Raw genomic sequence first — 19466 nt, 5'->3', positions numbered from 1 at the left:
CAGCCTCTTTTCCTTTCTTACACTTTACATTCGATATAGAATAAACCTGTATAAGTTTATCTGTCTGTTCATTTATATAAAAAATATATTTTTAATATCATTCGCCATGACAATGACCATCAAAGCCATCAACAGAACCAATCCGGCAAAATGAACCATTCCCTCCTTCTCCGGAGGTACTTTCTTCCTTCGAATCATCTCAATGATAATAAACACCAATCGGCCTCCATCTAATGCCGGAAGCGGCAAAAGATTCATTACACCTAAATTAGCACTCAGCATGATCGCAAAATTCAAAAGACTTAATACCACCGTCTTAATGCCATACACGATCGACTGCTCATAGGTGTCTCCGATCATATTGACGATTCCAACCGGACCGGACAGATCGTTCAGTTTAAAACGTCCTGTTATCAAATATTTAAGACTGAGGAAGGTAGATTTAATCTGATACCTTACCTCAAGAATACTGTACTTTACTGTACCCCAAAGACCTTCTTTTGTACTTTCCTTCTTAGAAATTCCAAAAGCATAACTTCCTGATTCTGTTTTCTTTCGCGTAACCGTGACTGTCTTTCTTTTTCCGTCTCTTTCATAGGTTACTTTCACATCTGCTTTGTCATTATGCATATAGTTAAAAAGAGAAATCTCGCGAAAATTATAGATTCGTGAGCCATCTAACTTTACGATATGATCTCCTGCCCGTATTCCTGCTTCATATGCTCCGCTATCTGTTGGAACTTCACTTGCTATCGCAGGGTCTGCCCCTCCGAAGCCAACAACAAATAATGCAAGAACAAATGCCAGAATAAAGTTAAAAAACGGTCCGGCAAATATTACCGAGAATCTGGCAAGTGGTGACTGGCTTCCAAACGCTCTTGGGTCCTGACAGGCATCATCTTCTCCAAGCATAACACAACAACCGCCAAATGGAAGACACTTTACGGAATACTTGGTCTCTCCTATCTGCTTTCCAAAAATAGTTGGTCCGATTCCAATCGCAAATTCTTCGACACAAATCCCGTTTTTCTTTGCCAGCAGGAAATGTCCCAACTCATGAAAAATAACAATAATACTAAATAAAACAATTGCAAGAATTATTTTCAGCATGAATTTTCCTTTCTTTTACTGAAGTACGGAATAAACCCACTGCTCTGTTGCAAGAATCTCTTCTAAATCAGGATGAGCAGATACTTTGTGAGCATCCATACACTTTTCAATAGAACGGACAATGTCCGTATACTTTATCTCACCTTTTAAAAACTTTGCAACCGCCCTCTCATTCGCTGCATTAAAAACAGTCGGCATTGTTCCACCTGTCTTTCCAGCCTCAATTGCAAGAGATAATCCTCTAAACACTTTATAATCTGGTTTCTCAAATGTAATCTGAGATAACTTTGAAAAATCCAGTCTGTCACCCGGAAGACTTCTTCTTTCTGGATAAAATAACGCATATTCTATCGGAACACGCATATCCGGCGTTCCAAGCTGCGCAATAACTGCTCCGTCAATATACTGCACCATTGAATGAATGATACTCTGTGGCTGGATAACAACTTCTATCTGAGAATAATCTACGCCAAAAAGCCACTTTGCCTCCATCACTTCAAGACCCTTATTCACCATTGTCGATGAATCAATCGTAATTTTCGGTCCCATAGACCAGTTCGGATGATTCAGCGCATCTTCAAGCGTTACGGTCTCTAAAAATTCTGCGTTCTTTCCGCGAAATGGTCCGCCGGATGCAGTAAGAAGAATCTTATCAAGCGCTTTCTTCGGTTCTCCCTGAAGGCATTGGAATATTGCAGAATGCTCACTGTCCACCGGAAGAATAGATACACCGTATTCCCTTGCCATCGGAATGATCAGATGACCTGCCGTTACAAGTGTCTCTTTGTTTGCTAATGCAATATCCTTACCCTTTCTGATTGCCTCCATCGTCGGTAAAATTCCCATCATACCGACAACGGCTGTCACAACGACATCTGCACTGTCTATCCCAGCAACTTCAATAAGTCCATCCATTCCGCAGACAACTTCTACCGCTTCACCCGCAAGTTCTTCTTTTAACTCCTGTGCCTTCCTCTCATCAGATAAGCTTACTAACTCCGGATGAAATTCTCGAATCTGCTCTTTCAGTCGTTCTTTATTACTGCCGGCAGCAAGAGCTACTACTTCAAGCTCATCGGAATGTGCTCTGACTACATCTAACGTCTGTGTTCCTATCGAACCTGTTGAACCTAATATCGCTATCTTTTTCATTTTAATCCCACCACCATCACTAACATATAATAAATAATCGGTGCCGTAAATATAATACTGTCAAATCGATCCAAAATACCTCCATGCCCCGGAATCAAATGACTGTAATCTTTGATATCATAATTTCTCTTAATCGCAGAAGCACCTAAATCTCCAATGATACTAATAAGACCACCTACAGCACATACTATGCCAAATACTATAATCAGGTTATAATGAACTGACAGGAAATTCTTTGAGATCAAACCATAAAGGCAGCCAAGTAAACCTGCTCCGATAACCCCGCCTACAGCACCTTCTATTGTCTTCTTCGGACTTAATATTGGAGACATCTTATGCTTTCCAAATAATCGTCCGGCACAATATGCCAGTGTATCATTACCCCAGGCACTTAAAAATACAAGAACTACCATATAAGCACCATCAGAAAGCATACGGATTCGATAAATACAGGAAAGCATTATTGTAACGTAAAATAATGCAAAATAAGAAATCGCCACACTCGAAATCTCATATTTAGGAAAAGTAAACACATATACCGCTATCAGCATAATAAGTACCAGTAATGCCAACGGGATTATATACTGCTCTAATCCAAGAAGTAATAACAAATAATATAATATACTACCTGTGTATACTATGACACCAAGAGCAGACTTCTCCATATGGATCACTCTTAATAACTCAAATACACCAATCAAAGAAATCGCTCCCACTACAAAAAATGTAAGAAAGCCACCATAATATAGTGTAACAAACGCAATAATCACCAGAATAATTCCGCTGATCAATCTCTGTTTAAACATCGCTGTCCTCCTTATCAGACTCCGCCAAAACGGCGTTCTCTGGTATTATAATACTCTACAGCCCGTATTAATTCCTGCTTATCAAAATCCGGCCAGAGTACATCTGTAAAATAGAATTCCGCATAGGCAAGCTGCCATAACAGCCAGTTAGAAAGTCTCTGTTCGCCACTTGTCCGAATCATCAGATCCGGATCTGGCAGATCCTTTGTATCAAGATAAGAAGCAAACCGTTCTTCAGTAATCTCTTCCACAGAAAATGCTCCCTCTTTGCAATCCTGTGCCATGTGGCGCATTGCTCTTACCATCTCATCCCTGCTTCCGTAATTAAGCGCAATCGTAAAATTAAGTCCTGTATTCGCTGCAGAAACCTCTTCAAGTTCATCAATTGCTGCCCTGATATCATCATCTAAACGGCTCTTTTCTCCAATAACACGAACCCGCATGTTATTCTTTGCTGTTCTTTCGATACAATCTTTTAAATACTTTCGTAAAAGCCTCATCAATGCCTTTACTTCCTTATCCGGACGTCTCCAGTTTTCTGTTGAAAATGCATATACTGTCAAATACTTGATTCCGATATTCCACGCATCTTCACAGATCTGTTCTACTGTCTTCGCCCCCTGGGAATGTCCATAATTTCTAGGCATCAGACGTTTCTTGGCCCATCGTCCATTTCCATCTAATATAATAGCCACATGCTCCGGAATTACAAGCATCTTTCCATTCAATTCCTTTTCCACTTATCTGTAAACCTCCAAACTTCTAAACCAATCTTATAATGAAACACATAAGAAAAACCAGACAGCCAGTCACGCCGGCCGCCTGGTTGCTTTCCATGATACTATACTGTAAGAATCTCCTGAGACTTCTTATCGATCATTCCATCGATTGTCTTAATATGCTTATCTGTAGCTTTCTGTACTTTATCCTGCTGATCTTTTAATTCATCCTCAGTAATCTCATTATTCTTGTTCGCCTTCTTAAGCGTATCATTCGCATCTCTTCTGATATTACGGATAGCAACCTTCGCTGCCTCACCCTTTTTCTTAACGTCCTTTACAAGTTCCTTTCTTCGTTCCTCTGTCAATTCAGGGAACACAAGACGGATAACCTTACCATCATTCGTAGGATTAATTCCGATATCAGACTGCATAATCTCCTTCTCAATTGCCTTTAAAAGAGAAGTCTCCCATGGCTGAATCGTAATAATTCTTGGTTCAGGAACAGAAACATTACCAACCTGCTGTAATGGAGTAGGGGTTCCATAATAGTCTACCTTAATCTTATCTAATACATGCGGATTCGCTCTTCCGGCACGAATAGAGTTATACTCTCTCTCCAGACTCTCAATAGACTTCTGCATCTTCTCTTCAAACTTCTTTATCATAATATGTCCTCCTACATTATACTTTGTACTCTCTATTATTGTGTGGTATTAATTTACAATAATCCATCTTGATTGTCAAGCTATTTCCATTTTTTATTTATCAAACAATACCTCTATACCGTAACATATGTTCCGTTAAACTTGCCACTCATTGTATTTACAATACTGTTCTCCTCTTCCAAACCAAAAATGACTAATGGCATCTTATTCTCAAGGCACATGATTGTTGCTGTCAGATCAATAACACCAAGCTTTTTGGAAAGTACCTCATCAAGAGAAATCTCATCATACTTCACAGCATCCGGATTCACCTTCGGATCACTGTCATATACACCATCAATTGCTTTTGCTAAAAGAATCGCATCCGCTTCAATCTCAATGGCACGAAGAGCTGTAGCTGTATCTGTGGAGAAATATGGATGTCCGGTTCCGCCGGCAAAGAAAGTTACCACTCCATCTTCCAGATTATTCACTGCATCATCTTTTGAAAAAAGTTCTGTAAATGCTCCACAGGTAAAAGGAGTATAAACCTTAGTCTTCATTCCTGCATGACGGAACATATCAGAAACATAAATACAGTTCATTACAGTTGCAAGCATACCAATCTGATCTGCCTTGGTTCTTTCCATGTTCTCGCTGGTTCTTCCTCTCCAGAAATTACCGCCGCCAATAACAATAGCAACCTGCACCCCATCATCAACGATCTGCTTTACCTGCTCTGCTACTTTTAATACGGTTTCCTCATCAAAGCCAGTCTTCTTCTCTCCGGCTAACGCCTCTCCACTTAACTTTAATAAAACACGTTTTAAACCTTTTAAATCTTTCATGTAAACCTCCAAAAGTCTTTATCCCATGATAATCTTCCGGGTGCGAAAATCATAACGAATCTCTGTCTTCCTAAATTTCTCATCTACATCAATAAATTTAAGCATAGTATCATCATGCGCTAACACTGGATAGTTCATCCCTGACAGCACCGAAAAAAAGACATCTATGATCATATATCCATTTTTCCTCGAAACATTCGACAATAATACTTTCATTCTTCACACCTCTGATTCTCTACCTTGTACAAAAAGGCAAAGTAATACTTAATAACATTATAGCCGATTCTGCCCCCAATGTAAAGAACCAGATATCAATCCTGATTTGATGGATTAAAGAAACGAAAACCAGAAACTTTATATAGAATAAAATGTGAAGATAGTCGCGGCATAGAAAATGCCTGACCGGCATTTTTATTTGCTCCGACATCACATTTTATTCTATATAAAGTTTCTGGTTTTCTGTCCTTTAGCGCCAGATGAAATCAGGATTTTTGTCTGAGGGAAATAAGGGGCTTGTCCAGAAATCTACGATTCTCCTTCAATTCAAGTCGAGCAGCAGTGAAAAATTTAAATGTCAATCCTTTTGAATTTAATTCCATGGAAAGCCATAATATTCTGGAGAATTCCCATTCCTTCCAACTGTAGATTTAGATAGTCAGAAAAAAGAAAAAACACCCTATCCCAGATGCGGCTTCGGAGCATGTTTAAGATGCGGATAAGCATTTTAAACACAGCGACTACAGAGCAGATGGGATAGGGTGTTTTTTCTTTTTTCGTCTACATCAATCTACAAAATCTAACCTAAATTGCGGATTTTAAAGTCTCTTTCGGCTTCTCTTTTTGCATCTTTCTTTGCAATATCCTGTCTCTTATCGTATAACTTCTTACCTCGGGCAAGACCGATTTCAACTTTTACAAGGCTGCCTTTAAAGTAAACTTTTAATGGCATTAAGGTGTAGCCTTTCATTTTAATCTGACCGGCCAGTTTATTGATTTCTGATTTATGAAGAAGAAGCTTTCTTACACGAAGTGGATCACGATTAAAAATATTCCCCTTTTCATAAGGGCTGATATGCATATGATTAATGAGCACTTCTCCTTTATTACTTATTGTTACAAAGGATTCTTTTATACTACATTTGCCCATGCGCAGAGACTTTACTTCGGTTCCATGAAGAGCAATTCCTGCCTCATATTTTTCATCGATAAAGTAATCGTGATATGCTTTTTTATTGTTGGCAATTAATTTAATGCCTTCTGATTTTGCCATACAAATTCCCCTTTCCTGTCATAATATACTCTTAGATTCCTTGCCTTACTGAACCCCATAAGTACATATATTTAACGATGCTAAATCTCATCAATTTTCTTTTTGCTGTAAAGATGGAGCAGGCGGTCTGCTTCCTCATCATCAATCCAGTCATTTAAAAGAATACCGTCCTTATCCGGAAGGCTGCTTCCGGTCTCGTCAAATTCAGAATCTTCTTCCGCAAAACTATCTCCTGGTATTCCATCACCATAATAATCATCTGGATCAGGATAATCAGCATGCTGCGAAAATTCTTTTAAAACAAAATCTATCGTACGTTCCATTTTATCTGCAGAACGAACTACAATTTCTACCTTTTGACCCAGTGTGAAAATTCGTCCGGTATGTTCCCCCGTAAGCTTATAACTTTCTTCATCAAATACATAGAAATCATCTAACAGGCTGTTAATCGAAACCATTCCTTCGATCGTATTATCAAGTTCTACAAAAAATCCCCAGGAGGTTACTCCAGAAATGACACCTGTAAAGGCTTCTCCTAAATACTGCTGCATATATTCTACTTTTTTCAGTTTGTCCACTTCTCTTTCCGCATCCTGTGCACGACGTTCCATAGTAGAACTCTGCTGTGCCACCGATGGTAATATGGCCTCATAATGTTCTAATCGCTTCTGATTCAACTTTCCGTGAATATTCTCTTTGATAATTCGGTGGATCTGTAAGTCAGGGTAACGTCGTATCGGTGATGTAAAATGCGTATAGTACTGTGTGGAAAGTCCAAAATGCCCTACATTCAGCGTTGTATACTTCGCCTGTTTCATTGATCTGAGTGCAAGGCGGCTAATTAATGGTTCCTCCGGTTCTCCTTCTAATGAAAAAAGAAGTTTCTGAATTTCTTTCGGATGAAAGTTCTCTCTTCCGGTCTTCATATAATATCCAAAATTATGGATAAATGTATCAAGTTTCTTTATCTTATCGCTATCGGGTGTCTCATGTGTTCGATAAAGGAATGGAATTTCCTGCCAGAAGTAATCCTCAGCAACCGTTTCATTGGCAAGAAGCATAAAGTCTTCAATGATATCTGTTGCAACATTTCTCTCATATGGATGAATATCTATCGGATATCCCTTATCGTCTACGATGATCTTAGATTCCGGAAAATCAAAGTCGATCGCCCCTCGTTTTCTACGCTTCTCTTTTAAAATAGCTGCTGCTTCTTTCATTAAAAAACATAATGCACGAATATCTTCTCTTTTTCCTTCTGGATGTTCCTGACCTTCAAGAATCGCCTTTACACCTGTATAACTCATTCGTTCATCAACACAGATCACTGATTCCGTAATCGTATGATCAAGTACATTACCATTTACATCAAATGTCATCATACAACTCATTGCAAGACGGTCTGTTCCTGCGTTCAAAGAACAGATTCCGTTGGAAAGTTCTCTTGGAAGCATCGGAATAACACGATCTGCAAGATAAACGCTAGTTGCTCGTTCTAATGCTTCTTTATCAAGCGGTGAGTCTTCTTTAACGTAGTGAGCTACATCTGCGATATGCACACCGAGATAATACTTCTCATCCTTTTTAGAAAGTGTGATTGCATCATCTAAGTCTCTCGCATCTTCTCCATCAATTGTTACTGTAAGAAGATTTCGGAAATCCACACGCTTTCCGCCTGGCTGTTCTGAAATCTCCTGAGGTACAGACTGTGCTTCTTTCATAACAGACTTTGGGAATTCTTGTTCAATTCCATAAGCACGTATAATACTTGTCACATCGGTAGCTGGATCATCCATTGGTCCAAGAATTTCAATAACCGCTCCTTCCGGTTTCTTTCTTTCTCCTCCAAAATCCGTCAGACGAACTACTACTTTATCTCCGCCCTTTGCGCCACTCATATGCTTCTTAGAAATAAAAATATCTTTATCGTAATGACGGTCATCCGGGAGAACAAACCCGAAGCTGGTATTCTTCTGGAAGGTACCGACAAGTGTCTTACAGCCACGTTCTAATATTTTTAAGACCATTCCCTCGCGGCGCTTTCCTTCTCTTCCCGACCTCTTTGTCACTTTCACTTTAACAATATCTTTATGAAGCGCACCGTTTACCTGTGTCGCAGGAATAAAGATATCTTCTTCTTCTCCCTCAACCGTCACAAAACCAAAACCACGTGCATTCGCTGTGAATACGCCCGTAACATTGTGGTTCTCCGGCTTAATATACTTTCCCTTCGCTGTAAGTTCTACACTTCCATCTGCCACAAGAGCATCCATTACTTCTTTTAATGCGCCCCTGTCTTTATGTGGTACATCCATAAGATATGCCATTTCTTTTAATTTTAAAGGAATATAATCCGGGTCATAAATCATATCCCGTATGCTGTTTTTACGCTGTTCAAATAATAATTTATCTTTCATAAATAGCTTCCCCTGTCAAAACTTTTGTCAAAAAAAGCCGCCTCAGTTCAGTTTGCGAATTGAGACGGCATCATAGTCTGCTTTAAAATTACTGGAAAACCTTCAGGCATAGGCCGATGGCTACTACGAAGAACAAAAATCCAAGAATTGCTGTAATTCTTTCTAACTTACCTTCCTTAGTCCGACCACGGTTCTTTCTAACATAAGAATCAGAATCAACCTGTCCGCTTAAGGCACCGAACCCTGAATTCTTGCTTTCCTGCATCATTACCACTATAATCATCGCAAGACATATTAACATAAATACGATTGTTACTAATGTTCTAGCCAAATTTCACACCTCCTGCCATCTACACAAAATCTAAACTATTATAGCACAGTTTTTTCCACAAAACAAGCTTTTAATTCTCTTCTGTTGTAGATTCGGCAGATTTCTCTTCCTGTTCTGCAAGATAATCATGCGTACTTTCTGTTACTCCATCAACAAAGATATCAAAAACAGATTTCGACTGTGTCATGGATTCCTGTAAATTTCCATTTCTAATGTACTTTTTATATTTCTTAAACTTTTTGTTACTCTTTGCTAATGTATCAAGAGAAGAACCATCGACCGTAAACTTCTCTATATTAAATACTTTTGCATTTCCAGCTCTTAAATTCTTCTCCAGTTCAGCAACTTTTTCTACAGTACCGTCTGATATATGCTCATCATTCAGCTGAGAAAGCACAACAGCATTCTCTGCATAACCAGCTGTCCAGTCTGTTGCGATTTCTTTGTCTTTTAATACTTTATTCACTGCATAAGCATAATATACACTCCAGTCAGATATCACAGAAGTAAGTGCATCTTTTGGTGCGGTAGAAATAAGATTGATGTCATTTCCAATCAATGGAGTATCATTCTCTGCACATACCGTTGCTACAGCAGTGGTATACGTATACTGCGCCATCATCTTCACACCAGCTGCAATAAGCTGTCTTGCTGCCTTCCCATCTGCATCATAAACGCCTCTTTTACCGACATAACGAACTAAAACAGAGGACTGTGAACAAGCTCTTTCTACTCCAAGATAAAATGCATTAATACAGCTTGTTGTCTTTGCATTCTTTTCGCATGCCACAAATCCAATCACACAGTCTTCCGCGGAAATATCTCCTTTATCAAGAAGATGATTTAATTTGATACCAGCAACGAGACCAGCTACATGATATGCTTCATATATTCTTGTATCGTAGTTATGAAAGTTAGAAAGTTCACTGTCCTTAGCAAGCTTTCCGCCTTCCTGACAAAACTGTACCTTCGGATACTTCTTCGCTGTTTCTTCTAATACACTTTCAAACTCCGGATTTTCAGAAAAAATAATGCTGCAGCCTTTTTCTGCAAGTTCCGCTGCTTTCTTCTCACAATCAGACTTCTTAACACTTTCTTTAATGATGATCTGATCATCTTTTATTCCTGTCTGCTCCTGCATCTTGCGGATTCCCTGTACTCGCGCAACGGTATCTGGTGCATCTCCGTCTGAAGAGAGCAGATACCCCACTTTCATACTTCCACTGTCTGCAGTCTTTGTTTCCTGCTGCTCTCCTGTATTCTCAGGAAAAAGTGACTTACTGCTTCCACATCCACAGATAGAAAGCGCCATGATCACAGCCATAACTACTGCTATATGTTTTCTCATGTTTTCGATTCCTCCGTTTCTTTGCTTAACGGTCCTCTCTAAAATATGCCAGTCCCAGACTATTCGGCGGCTGCTGCTCTCTCTTCTTACGAAGACTCGTAATAATAAGAACAATGATCGTTACCAGATATGGAAGCATCTTAAAGATTTCCTGCATACTTCTTCCAAGTCCCGGTATATAAAGATATAAAATATACAATCCGCCAAATAGGAAGGATCCCCAGATTGCATTGACTGGCTTCCAGAGGGCAAAAATAACAAGCGCGATCGCAAGCCATCCTCTGTCACCAAAACCATTATTCGTCCAGGTTCCTCCTGAGTATTCCATTACAAAATAAAGTCCTCCAAGGCCGGCAATTCCTCCACCGATTACCGTTGCAAGATATTTATAAAGCGTAACATTGATTCCTGCCGCATCCGCTGTCGCTGGACTTTCTCCTACTGCATTCAAATTCAGTCCCCAGCGGGTACGTTTTAAAAAAAACGCCATAAGTAGTGTAATAATAATTGCAAAATATGTCAAGAACCCATAATTAAAAAATATCTCTCCGATTACGGGGATCTTTGATAAAAACGGAAGCTTTGCACGATAAGCATCTCCGGTAACCGCTACGGAAATCTGTCCTACACCACCGGCAAGTGTCGAAAGGGATCCTCCAAAAAAGTTACCAAAACCAACACCAAATGTTGTCAGGGCAAGACCTGCCACATTTTGATTCGCTCTTAATGTAATTGTCAATACACTAAAAATCAAACCACCGAATGCAGCCATTAAAAATGCAGCTAACAGGGACAGAATCATTCCAACCAGACCATTTGGATGTGCGGCAGCCTTTTCATAATAAAAAGCTGCGATAAGACCGGCAATTCCGCCCATATACATCATCCCAGGAACTCCAAGATTTAAATTGCCTGATTTTTCTGTCAGAATTTCTCCATCTGCGCCAAAGAGCATACAGACACCCTGCATAATGGCCTTTTGTATAAATGTAATTAATACTGTCATCACTCTCTTCCTCCTTATGCGCTGTGCTTTCCGCGAAATTCCAATTTATAATTTATGAAAAATTCACATCCGATAACAAAAAACAAAATAATTCCCGTAATAACATCGGAAGCATTTTCATTCAGATTATACTGTGTCGCGATCTGAATCGCTCCCTGCTGCATAAATACAAGAAGAAAAGAAATCACTGCCATTGCCCATACATTAAACTTCGCAAGCCATGCTACAATGATCGCGGTAAATCCGCGACCTCCCGCCGTACTTGTAGAAATCGTATGAGAAGAACCACTTACAAGAATAAATCCTGCAAGACCTGCAATTCCTCCGGAAATTCCAACGGTACGGATAATCACGTTACCTACGTTAATCCCTGCGTATCGTGCAGTATTCTCACTCTCTCCTACAACAGAAATCTCATAGCCATGTTTTGTACGCTTCATATAAATAAACATGAACACCGTTAATAATAACACAATTACAAGATTCCATCCATAGTCAAGTCCAAAAAGAGGAGGAAGCCATCCTGCTTTTGTCGGAGCATTAATAATTCCAACCGAATTTGATCCAACCGGATTCTCCCAATATACAATACAAAATGTTACAACCTGCATAGCAACGTAATTTAACATCAGGGTAAATAACGTTTCATTTGTATTCCACTTTGCCTTAAAAAATGCCGGAATAACTCCCCAGATAGCTCCGGCAGCAAAACTGCAAAGAAACATCAGCACAAGTAATACTCCTGTTGGAAGAGCATTCCCTGCATAGATCATCATTGCCGCAGAAGCAACACATCCCATAAGAATCTGTCCTTCTGCACCGATATTCCAAAACTTCATTTTAAAAGCAGGTGTTACCGCAACTGCCACACATAACAGAGTCAGTGCATCTCTTGCTGTTACCCAGAAACGGCGGCTTGTTCCTACGGCGCCTTCTACAATTCCTTCGTAGACTTCTACAGGATTCATCTTAATAATCATAAAAATAAAACCTGCGCATACAACAAGCGAAAGGAAAATTGCAACAATTCTTACCAGCCATCTCTTTCCAAATGGCATATCCTCTCTTTTCGAAAGATGTATCAGTGGTTCTTTCACTGTATTATCCATTATTTTTCCTCCTTATGGGATGTCATCAACATTCCGACTTCTTCTTTTGTTGTCTTTCTGGCATCCACAATTCCTGTTACCTTACCATCACAAAGTACCAGGATTCTGTCGCAGAATTCAAGAAGCATGTCTAGATCCTCTGCTACACATACAACGGCAACGCCCCGTTCTTTTTGTTTGTTTAACAGATTATAGATCATATAAGAAGAGTTGATATCAAGACCACGCACCGGATAAGCAACAAGAAGAACTGCCGGTGAAGAAGCAATTTCTCTTCCTACAAGAATCTTTTGTACATTTCCCCCGGAAAGTCTTCTTACAGGATAATCAATATCCGGGGTTACAACATCTAGATCTTCTTTAATCTTTTCTGCCAGCTCTTTTGGTGCTTTTAAACTCGTAAAGAACCCTTTTCCTTTTCTAAAAGAACGAAGAAGCATATTTCCTGTCATACCCATAGATCCGACAAGTCCCATACCAAGACGGTCTTCCGGAACAAAAGAATGACGGACTCCCAGTTCATTAATCTGTGCTGCATTATATTTAGCCAGATCAATATCCTCTCCTTCCGGCGAGTGGAAAACAACACTTCCGGAAGAAAGCTTCGTAAGTCCGGCAATCGCCTCTAATAATTCTTTTTGTCCACTTCCGGAAATTCCTGCCACGCCAAGTACTTCTCCACCAAACGCTTCAAATGAAACATTCTCTAATGTATGCAGTCCGTCCTCATTCGTACAGGTAATAGTATCGATTGTAAGACGCTTTTTAAGATCATGCGGCATCGGACGGTTAATATCAAGGGAAATCTTTTCTCCAACCATCATCTCTGTGAGAGATTCTACAGTCGCCTCTGAAGTTTGTAATGTCCCAATATACTTTCCTTTCCGTAAAATCGAAACACGATCAGACAATTCTAAAACTTCATTTAGTTTATGTGTAATAATGATAATTGCCCTGCCATCATCTCTCATATTGCGAAGCACATCAAACAATTTATCTACTTCTTGTGGCGTAAGTACTGCTGTCGGCTCATCAAGAATTAAAATATTGGCACCTCGATATAACATCTTAACAATCTCTACTGTCTGTTTCTGAGAAACGGACATGGTATATACCTTCTGTGCTGGATCAAGATCAAAACCATACTTATCAACAAGCTCCTGAATATCTTTATGCACTTTCTTCATGTCAAGAACCGCGCTTCCCTTTAATCCCAAAATAATATTTTCCGCTGCGGTCATAACATCGATCAATTTAAAATGCTGATGGATCATTCCGATTCCAAGATCAAAAGAATCCTTTGGAGAACGAATCGATACTTCTTTTCCATCTACAAATATATGTCCTTCATCTGGAAAATAAATTCCGGAAATCATGTTCATCAAGGTGGTCTTCCCACTTCCGTTTTCGCCAAGCAACGAAAGAATCTCTCCCCTTTTCACCTGAAGATTAATTCCATCATTTGCGACAATCTTGCCAAATCGTTTTGTTATATTTTTTAATTCTATGGCATATGTCTGTTCCAACTTTTTTTCCTCCATTATCCGACTATTCAAGTCGAGCAGCTGTCACTCACCATCCAAAAGAGGTGGGAGTCTTCTCGACTGAGATAAAATATTGTTTTTTACATAATCAGGCAGAGCCACTGATATGGCGGCTCTGCCTTAGTAAACTGACTGTTTAATTACTTTGTAATGGAGTCAATTCCATCAATAATAAATGTGAATGCCGGTGCAGAAGTCATTCCACCTGCCACGTCGGATTCATGGAAATATCCATCTTTGATATAACTCTGAAGCTTTGTAGCATCCTCATCACCGGACTCTACAAGTTCTTCAAGGGTCTTACCACCGACGGTAAACTTAGAAGTATCAAATACATGAATTGTTCCGTCTTCAATTCCCTTCTGTGCTTCTTCTACTTTTTCTTTTGTTCCTTTAGCAACGGTCTTATCATTCAGTTCTGTAATTGCATCCGCTCCATCTTTTACACCTTTTGACCAATCTGTATCAATAGCTGTTCCCCCAATTACAGACTGTACAGCATATGTGTAATACGGACCCCAGTTGATTGTTGCAGAAGTAAGAGCTGCATCCGGAGCTGTTGGAATCATATCGATATTATAACCTACACAAGGAACCTTCTTTGCTTCACATGCTGTAGGAGCTCCTGTTGTATCGGCATGTTGGCTGATTAATACACAACCATCCGCGATCAACTGCTCCGCACATTCTTTTTCAAGATCAAAGGATGCCCAGCTGTTTGTATATTTTACTTCCATCGTAGCAGAATCACAAACAGACTTCACACCAAGATAGAAAGAGGTAAATCCACTGATAACTTCGGCATATGGGAAAGCCCCTACATAACCGATCTTACATTTATCTTTTGTAACTTCACCTTTTTGAATCATCTCATTTAACTTCATACCCGCAACAACACCGGATAAATAACGAGATTCATATACGTTCGTGAAGAAGTTGTGCATATTAGCAAGCCCACTGCTCTTTGCCTGATATCCTGTTGCATGACAGAACTGTACATCCGGATAATCTGCAGCTGCCTGAAGAATATAACTTTCATGACCAAAACTGTTTGCAATAATAATGTTGCATCCCTGTTCTGCCAGGTCTACCGCAGCATCATAACAACCTTCATCTTCTTTGATATTGGTCTTGATCACTACCTGATCATCTGTAAGACCAAGATTCTTCTTCATCTCTTCTACTGCTTTTAAATGTGCTTCGGTGTATCCTTCATTCTCATCACCGATCATAATACATCCCACTTTCACATCGGATGCTGCTACAGGTTTTCCTGCTGTTGAACTTCCATTTGCGGATGTAGAACCTTCTGATCCACTGTTTGAAGAACCGCAGGCACAGAGTGATGCTGTCATAACAGCAGCAAGAATAAATGCCAGTAATTTTTTCATTGTCTTTCCTCCTCTATATTTGCTTCTGAAAAAATACACTTCTATATTAGACTACATCTTTTCATAAGTAAAGTCGAAATAGAGCGAAAATAAGATTTTTTCTTATTAATCCTTCAATTTTGTAATTTTGTAATATAATCTCTCAATTTTTCATGATTTCTGAGATGGCTCTCCTAAAATTCTATCTGTAGCATTTCATAAATCACTTTCCATAACTTCCAGAATTCCCAAGTTCTTCTTCAATCCGCATAAGCTGATTATATTTTGCAGTTCGTTCTGCCCTGCATGGAGCGCCTGTTTTGATCTGCCCTGCATTTACCGCCACTGCCAAATCCGCAATCGTTGTATCTTCTGTATCCCCGCTCCGATGAGATATAATCGTGCGATAACCAGCTTTTTGTGCCAGTAAGATCGCATCAAGCGTTTCAGATAAGGTACCGATCTGGTTCGGTTTTATTAAAATCGCATTTGCGATTCCCTTCTCAATTCCTTCTGACAACCGTTTTACATTTGTTACAAAAAGATCATCTCCAACAAGCTGTACCTTTTCTCCAAGGCGATAGGTAAGGACTTTCCACCCTGCATAATCTTCCTCGCTCAATCCATCCTCAATAGAAATCAAAGGGAATTTTTCTACAAGTTCTTCATAATATTGCACCATTTCTTCTGCATTTCTGTAAATTTCCTTTTCTTTCATCTGACTTTCCCCTGGAAAATAATAGCGTCTGGTATTTTCATCATACAATTCGGAGGCTGCCGCATCCATTGCAAAAAAGATATCCACTCCAGGCTCATACCCGGCAAGCTGCGTTGCTTCCTGCAATAATGCCAGCGCTTCTTCCGCAGAATTTAAATTCGGAGCAAAACCACCTTCATCGCCCACACCGGTTGCATACTCTTTTTCAGCTAACGTTTTCTTTAACTGTTGATAAATCTCTGCACACATCTGGATTCCTTCCGATAAAGACTCTGCACCAACTGGCATGATCATAAATTCTTGAAAGTCAATTGAATTTTTCGCATGACACCCCCCATTAATGACATTCATCATAGGAACCGGCAGTACTTTACCATTCACGCCGCCAACATAACGGTAAAGGGGAATCCCCAAGCCTTCGGCCGCTGCTCTGGCCACTGCAAGAGAAACTCCCAAAATAGCATTTGCACCGTATTTACTTTTATTTTCTGTACCGTCCGCTTCTTTTAAAATATGATCGATTTCTCTTTGTTCTAAAGCATTGCAGCCGCATAAACGATCACTGATTCTTGTGTTTACATTTGTAACTGCCCTCTCTACTCCTTTTCCTCCAAATCGTTTTTCCTCATCTCGAAGCTCCACCGCCTCAAAACGACCTGTAGAAGCTCCAGAAGGCACAATCGCTTTCCCGCTTGCACCACTTCCTAATCTTATCGTTACTTCTACCGTTGGATTCCCCCTGGAATCAAGCACTTCTAAACCATGTACTTCTTCAATACTAAAATCTTTTTTATTTAAACCTTTTTTCATAAAAAAATTCCCCCTTACTGAATTGTGAAAATAATTTCTTTCTCATATACTCTCTTAATCTTTCTGTGTCTGATTTTACGAAAGATTCCAAAAGTATATTTTCTTCAGTATGGGAGAAATTTCATTTTTTATACATAATTTTTATATGTACTTACTTATATTGTTCAATATATGCTTTTACTACCGCTACAAGCTTCTCATAGCTCATACTTGCAGTATTTAGGCAAAAGTCATAGTTTCTTGAATCATTCCAGTCTTTCCCGGTATGATATCTGTAATAATCTGAACGATATTTATCCGTTTTTTCAATTTTGCGGATAATCTCTTTTTCTGTACCGCCATTCTGTGTCTTTACGCGGGCAATACAGTCTTCCTTTGGTGCATAAAAGAATAAACGAACTACATCCGGATTATCCTTTAAAATAAAATCCGCACATCTTCCGATAATTACGCAGGATTCTTCTGCCGCAACTTCTTTGATAATCTTCGCCTGATAATTAAAAAGGTTGTCATCTGATACGAAATCATCACTTTCTGGAGGGAATATCTCCCCCTTGTAAATCTTTTTACTGATGCCAAATAAAGGCAGGCTCTTCACCTTCTCATCTACTTCTCCAAACAAAGCTTCATTGATACCACTCTGTTCAGAAGCCATACGAAGCAATTCTCTGTCATAGCAATGAATACCAAGTTCCTTGGCCAAAAGTTTGCCTAAAGTTCTTCCACCACTTCCATAACTTCTTGCAATCGTAATTACTGTATGTTCCATTGTAACACCTACTCTCCCAAATATGCCTTTTTAATAGACTCATTATTCATAAGTTCTTTCGCATCACCGCTAAGAGCAATCTTACCTGTCTCCAAAACATACGCTCTGTCAGCAATTGCCAGTGCCTTCTTCGCATTCTGTTCTACAAGAAGTACTGTCGTTCCAGCGGCAGAAACCTGCTGAATAATCTTAAAAATCTCATCTACAAAAATCGGTGATAGTCCCATAGAAGGCTCATCCATCAGAATGATTCTTGGTTTAGACATTAACGCACGTCCCATCGCTAACATCTGCTGTTCTCCACCGCTTAATGTACCTGCAGACTGATTTCTTCTCTCTTTTAATCGCGGAAAACTTTCATATACCATCTCTAAAGACTGTGCGATCTCATTCTTATCTTTTCTTGTATATGCACCAAGCTTCAAGTTCTCATACACAGAAAGATTCGCAAATACACGTCTTCCTTCCGGTACATGTGCCATTCCCATTGTTACGATCTTATGTCCCGGTACCTTTGTAATATCCTGTCCTTCAAACAGAATATGTCCCTTCTTTGCCTGAAGCATACCGGTGATTGTCTGAAGAGTTGTTGTCTTACCAGCACCATTCGCACCGATAAGAGCGATAACTTCTCCCTGATTTACCTCAAAGGAAATCCCCTTGATGGCCTGAATCATCCCATAATATACTTCAAGATCCTTTACTTCAAGCATTGCCATAAAGTTCTTTCCTCCTATTCTCCAAGATAAGCCTTAATAACTTCCGGATCATTTAAAACATCTTTCGTCTTGCCCTGTGCCAGTACCTGGCCAAAGTTTAATACGGTAAGTTCTTCACATATTCCTGATACAAGCTTCATATCATGTTCGATCAATAATACTGTCATATCAAAATTATCACGAACGAAACGAATCGTATCCATAAGTTCTATTGTTTCATTCGGGTTCATTCCGGCAGCCGGCTCATCTAATAAAAGAAGCTTTGGATTTGTTGCAAGCGCTCTGGCAATCTCTAACTTACGCTGCTCTCCATATGGAAGATTCGATGCAAGAAAGTCTGCCTTACCATCAAGCTCAAATACTTTCAGAAGTTCCATTGCCTTTTCATTCATCTCTTTTTCCATCTTATGGTACTTTGGTAAACGTAAAATGCCTGTCAAAGCGGAATACTTATACTGATTATGCAGTCCAATCTTTACATTGTCAAGAACAGACTGCTGGGAAAACAGACGAATATTCTGGAAAGTTCTTGCAATACCTGCCTTATTAATCTCAATTGTCTTCTTTCCAACAAGATCTTCACCATCTAACTTGATAATACCGTCTGTCGGTTTATATACACCGGTCAGCATATTAAAGACAGTTGTCTTTCCTGCACCATTTGGTCCAATCAGACCGTAAAGCTGTCCTTTCTTTATCTCAACCTCAAATCGGTCTACCGCACGAAGACCACCAAAAGAGATACCCAGATTCTTTACTTCAAGTAATGCCAT

Annotated in this window: 19 protein-coding genes; all 19 read right to left on the bottom strand. The window is 39.5% G+C overall.

Annotation, left to right across the window (positions count from 1 at the left end):
- Positions 1 to 72: 72 nt before the first annotated feature.
- Positions 73 to 1110 carry an RIP metalloprotease RseP gene (gene rseP / locus EHLA_RS04670; RefSeq protein WP_173854264.1) on the bottom strand — a complete coding sequence of 346 codons (1038 nt, stop codon included), beginning with the start codon at positions 1108 to 1110 and terminating at the stop codon, positions 73 to 75.
- Positions 1111 to 1125: 15 nt separating this feature from the next.
- Entirely contained in the window at positions 1126 to 2262 is a 1137-nt protein-coding gene (locus tag EHLA_RS04665) for a 1-deoxy-D-xylulose-5-phosphate reductoisomerase (protein ID WP_096239491.1), read from the bottom strand.
- The gene (locus EHLA_RS04660) at positions 2259 to 3068 is read right to left on the bottom strand and encodes a phosphatidate cytidylyltransferase (protein WP_096239490.1); all 810 of its coding nucleotides are present in this window, start codon (positions 3066 to 3068) and stop codon (positions 2259 to 2261) included. Before EHLA_RS04660 ends, EHLA_RS04665 begins: the two co-directional genes overlap by 4 nt.
- A gap of 14 nt (positions 3069 to 3082) precedes the next feature.
- A complete protein-coding gene (locus EHLA_RS04655) occupies positions 3083 to 3784 on the bottom strand; it encodes an isoprenyl transferase (RefSeq protein ID WP_096241553.1) in 702 nt (233 codons plus the stop codon).
- Between the two features lie 125 nt (positions 3785 to 3909).
- Positions 3910 to 4455: a ribosome recycling factor gene (gene frr, locus EHLA_RS04650; protein WP_021907224.1), complete on the bottom strand. Its 546-nt coding sequence runs from the start codon at positions 4453 to 4455 to the stop codon at positions 3910 to 3912.
- Between the two features lie 113 nt (positions 4456 to 4568).
- Positions 4569 to 5282, bottom strand: a complete 714-nt coding sequence (gene pyrH, locus EHLA_RS04645) for a UMP kinase (RefSeq protein WP_096239489.1) — start codon at positions 5280 to 5282, stop codon at positions 4569 to 4571.
- A gap of 18 nt (positions 5283 to 5300) precedes the next feature.
- Complete coding sequence (locus EHLA_RS16050; RefSeq protein ID WP_123864836.1) at positions 5301 to 5498, bottom strand: hypothetical protein; 198 nt, start codon at positions 5496 to 5498, stop codon at positions 5301 to 5303.
- A 580-nt stretch (positions 5499 to 6078) separates the two neighbouring features.
- Positions 6079 to 6552, bottom strand: a complete 474-nt coding sequence (gene smpB, locus EHLA_RS04640; protein ID WP_021907182.1) for an SsrA-binding protein SmpB — start codon at positions 6550 to 6552, stop codon at positions 6079 to 6081.
- An 80-nt stretch (positions 6553 to 6632) separates the two neighbouring features.
- On the bottom strand, positions 6633 to 8969 hold the full coding sequence (rnr, locus tag EHLA_RS04635; RefSeq protein WP_096239488.1) for a ribonuclease R: 2337 nt from the start codon (positions 8967 to 8969) through the stop codon (positions 6633 to 6635).
- An 88-nt stretch (positions 8970 to 9057) separates the two neighbouring features.
- Positions 9058 to 9300: a preprotein translocase subunit SecG gene (gene secG, locus EHLA_RS04630; protein WP_021907180.1), complete on the bottom strand. Its 243-nt coding sequence runs from the start codon at positions 9298 to 9300 to the stop codon at positions 9058 to 9060.
- A gap of 70 nt (positions 9301 to 9370) precedes the next feature.
- Positions 9371 to 10648: a BMP family ABC transporter substrate-binding protein gene (locus EHLA_RS04625; RefSeq protein ID WP_096239487.1), complete on the bottom strand. Its 1278-nt coding sequence runs from the start codon at positions 10646 to 10648 to the stop codon at positions 9371 to 9373.
- Positions 10649 to 10673: 25 nt separating this feature from the next.
- Entirely contained in the window at positions 10674 to 11654 is a 981-nt protein-coding gene (locus EHLA_RS04620; protein WP_021907178.1) for an ABC transporter permease, read from the bottom strand.
- A 14-nt stretch (positions 11655 to 11668) separates the two neighbouring features.
- Complete coding sequence (locus EHLA_RS04615; protein ID WP_096239486.1) at positions 11669 to 12763, bottom strand: ABC transporter permease; 1095 nt, start codon at positions 12761 to 12763, stop codon at positions 11669 to 11671.
- Positions 12763 to 14289, bottom strand: coding sequence for an ABC transporter ATP-binding protein (locus EHLA_RS04610; RefSeq protein ID WP_021907176.1), 1527 nt, complete (start codon positions 14287 to 14289; stop codon positions 12763 to 12765). Before EHLA_RS04610 ends, EHLA_RS04615 begins: the two co-directional genes overlap by 1 nt.
- Positions 14290 to 14447: 158 nt before the next feature.
- On the bottom strand, positions 14448 to 15698 hold the full coding sequence (locus tag EHLA_RS04605) for a BMP family ABC transporter substrate-binding protein (RefSeq protein WP_096239485.1): 1251 nt from the start codon (positions 15696 to 15698) through the stop codon (positions 14448 to 14450).
- A 202-nt stretch (positions 15699 to 15900) separates the two neighbouring features.
- Positions 15901 to 17205 (bottom strand): phosphopyruvate hydratase, encoded by a 1305-nt coding sequence (gene eno / locus EHLA_RS04600; protein ID WP_096239484.1) that lies wholly within the window; start codon positions 17203 to 17205, stop codon positions 15901 to 15903.
- Between the two features lie 151 nt (positions 17206 to 17356).
- Positions 17357 to 17974 (bottom strand): AAA family ATPase, encoded by a 618-nt coding sequence (locus EHLA_RS04595; protein WP_021907173.1) that lies wholly within the window; start codon positions 17972 to 17974, stop codon positions 17357 to 17359.
- 8 nt (positions 17975 to 17982) lie between these two features.
- Positions 17983 to 18693, bottom strand: a complete 711-nt coding sequence (locus tag EHLA_RS04590; protein ID WP_021907172.1) for an ABC transporter ATP-binding protein — start codon at positions 18691 to 18693, stop codon at positions 17983 to 17985.
- A 14-nt stretch (positions 18694 to 18707) separates the two neighbouring features.
- Positions 18708 to 19466, bottom strand: coding sequence for an ABC transporter ATP-binding protein (locus tag EHLA_RS04585; protein ID WP_021907171.1), 759 nt, complete (start codon positions 19464 to 19466; stop codon positions 18708 to 18710).

The sequence above is a fragment of the Anaerobutyricum hallii genome, from assembly GCF_900209925.1.
In the GTDB taxonomy this organism is placed as follows: Bacteria; Bacillota; Clostridia; order Lachnospirales; family Lachnospiraceae; genus Anaerobutyricum; species Anaerobutyricum soehngenii.
Note: the sequence above shows the minus strand (reverse complement) of the source record. Positions and strands in the feature narration are given on the sequence as shown.

Coding starts and splice junctions, on each gene's coding strand:
- rnr (WP_096239488.1), bottom strand. CDS start 8,969: ATGAAAGATAAATTATTATTTGAACAGCGTAAAAACAGCATACGGGAT.
- EHLA_RS04660 (WP_096239490.1), bottom strand. CDS start 3,068: ATGTTTAAACAGAGATTGATCAGCGGAATTATTCTGGTGATTATTGCG.
- EHLA_RS04605 (WP_096239485.1), bottom strand. CDS start 15,698: ATGAAAAAATTACTGGCATTTATTCTTGCTGCTGTTATGACAGCATCA.
- EHLA_RS16050 (WP_123864836.1), bottom strand. CDS start 5,498: ATGAAAGTATTATTGTCGAATGTTTCGAGGAAAAATGGATATATGATC.
- EHLA_RS04595 (WP_021907173.1), bottom strand. CDS start 17,974: ATGGAACATACAGTAATTACGATTGCAAGAAGTTATGGAAGTGGTGGA.
- smpB (WP_021907182.1), bottom strand. CDS start 6,552: ATGGCAAAATCAGAAGGCATTAAATTAATTGCCAACAATAAAAAAGCA.
- rseP (WP_173854264.1), bottom strand. CDS start 1,110: ATGCTGAAAATAATTCTTGCAATTGTTTTATTTAGTATTATTGTTATT.
- EHLA_RS04655 (WP_096241553.1), bottom strand. CDS start 3,784: ATGCTTGTAATTCCGGAGCATGTGGCTATTATATTAGATGGAAATGGA.
- EHLA_RS04620 (WP_021907178.1), bottom strand. CDS start 11,654: ATGACAGTATTAATTACATTTATACAAAAGGCCATTATGCAGGGTGTC.
- EHLA_RS04625 (WP_096239487.1), bottom strand. CDS start 10,648: ATGAGAAAACATATAGCAGTAGTTATGGCTGTGATCATGGCGCTTTCT.
- eno (WP_096239484.1), bottom strand. CDS start 17,205: ATGAAAAAAGGTTTAAATAAAAAAGATTTTAGTATTGAAGAAGTACAT.
- EHLA_RS04585 (WP_021907171.1), bottom strand. CDS start 19,466: ATGGCATTACTTGAAGTAAAGAATCTGGGTATCTCTTTTGGTGGTCTT.
- EHLA_RS04590 (WP_021907172.1), bottom strand. CDS start 18,693: ATGGCAATGCTTGAAGTAAAGGATCTTGAAGTATATTATGGGATGATT.
- EHLA_RS04615 (WP_096239486.1), bottom strand. CDS start 12,763: ATGGATAATACAGTGAAAGAACCACTGATACATCTTTCGAAAAGAGAG.
- pyrH (WP_096239489.1), bottom strand. CDS start 5,282: ATGAAAGATTTAAAAGGTTTAAAACGTGTTTTATTAAAGTTAAGTGGA.
- frr (WP_021907224.1), bottom strand. CDS start 4,455: ATGATAAAGAAGTTTGAAGAGAAGATGCAGAAGTCTATTGAGAGTCTG.
- EHLA_RS04665 (WP_096239491.1), bottom strand. CDS start 2,262: ATGAAAAAGATAGCGATATTAGGTTCAACAGGTTCGATAGGAACACAG.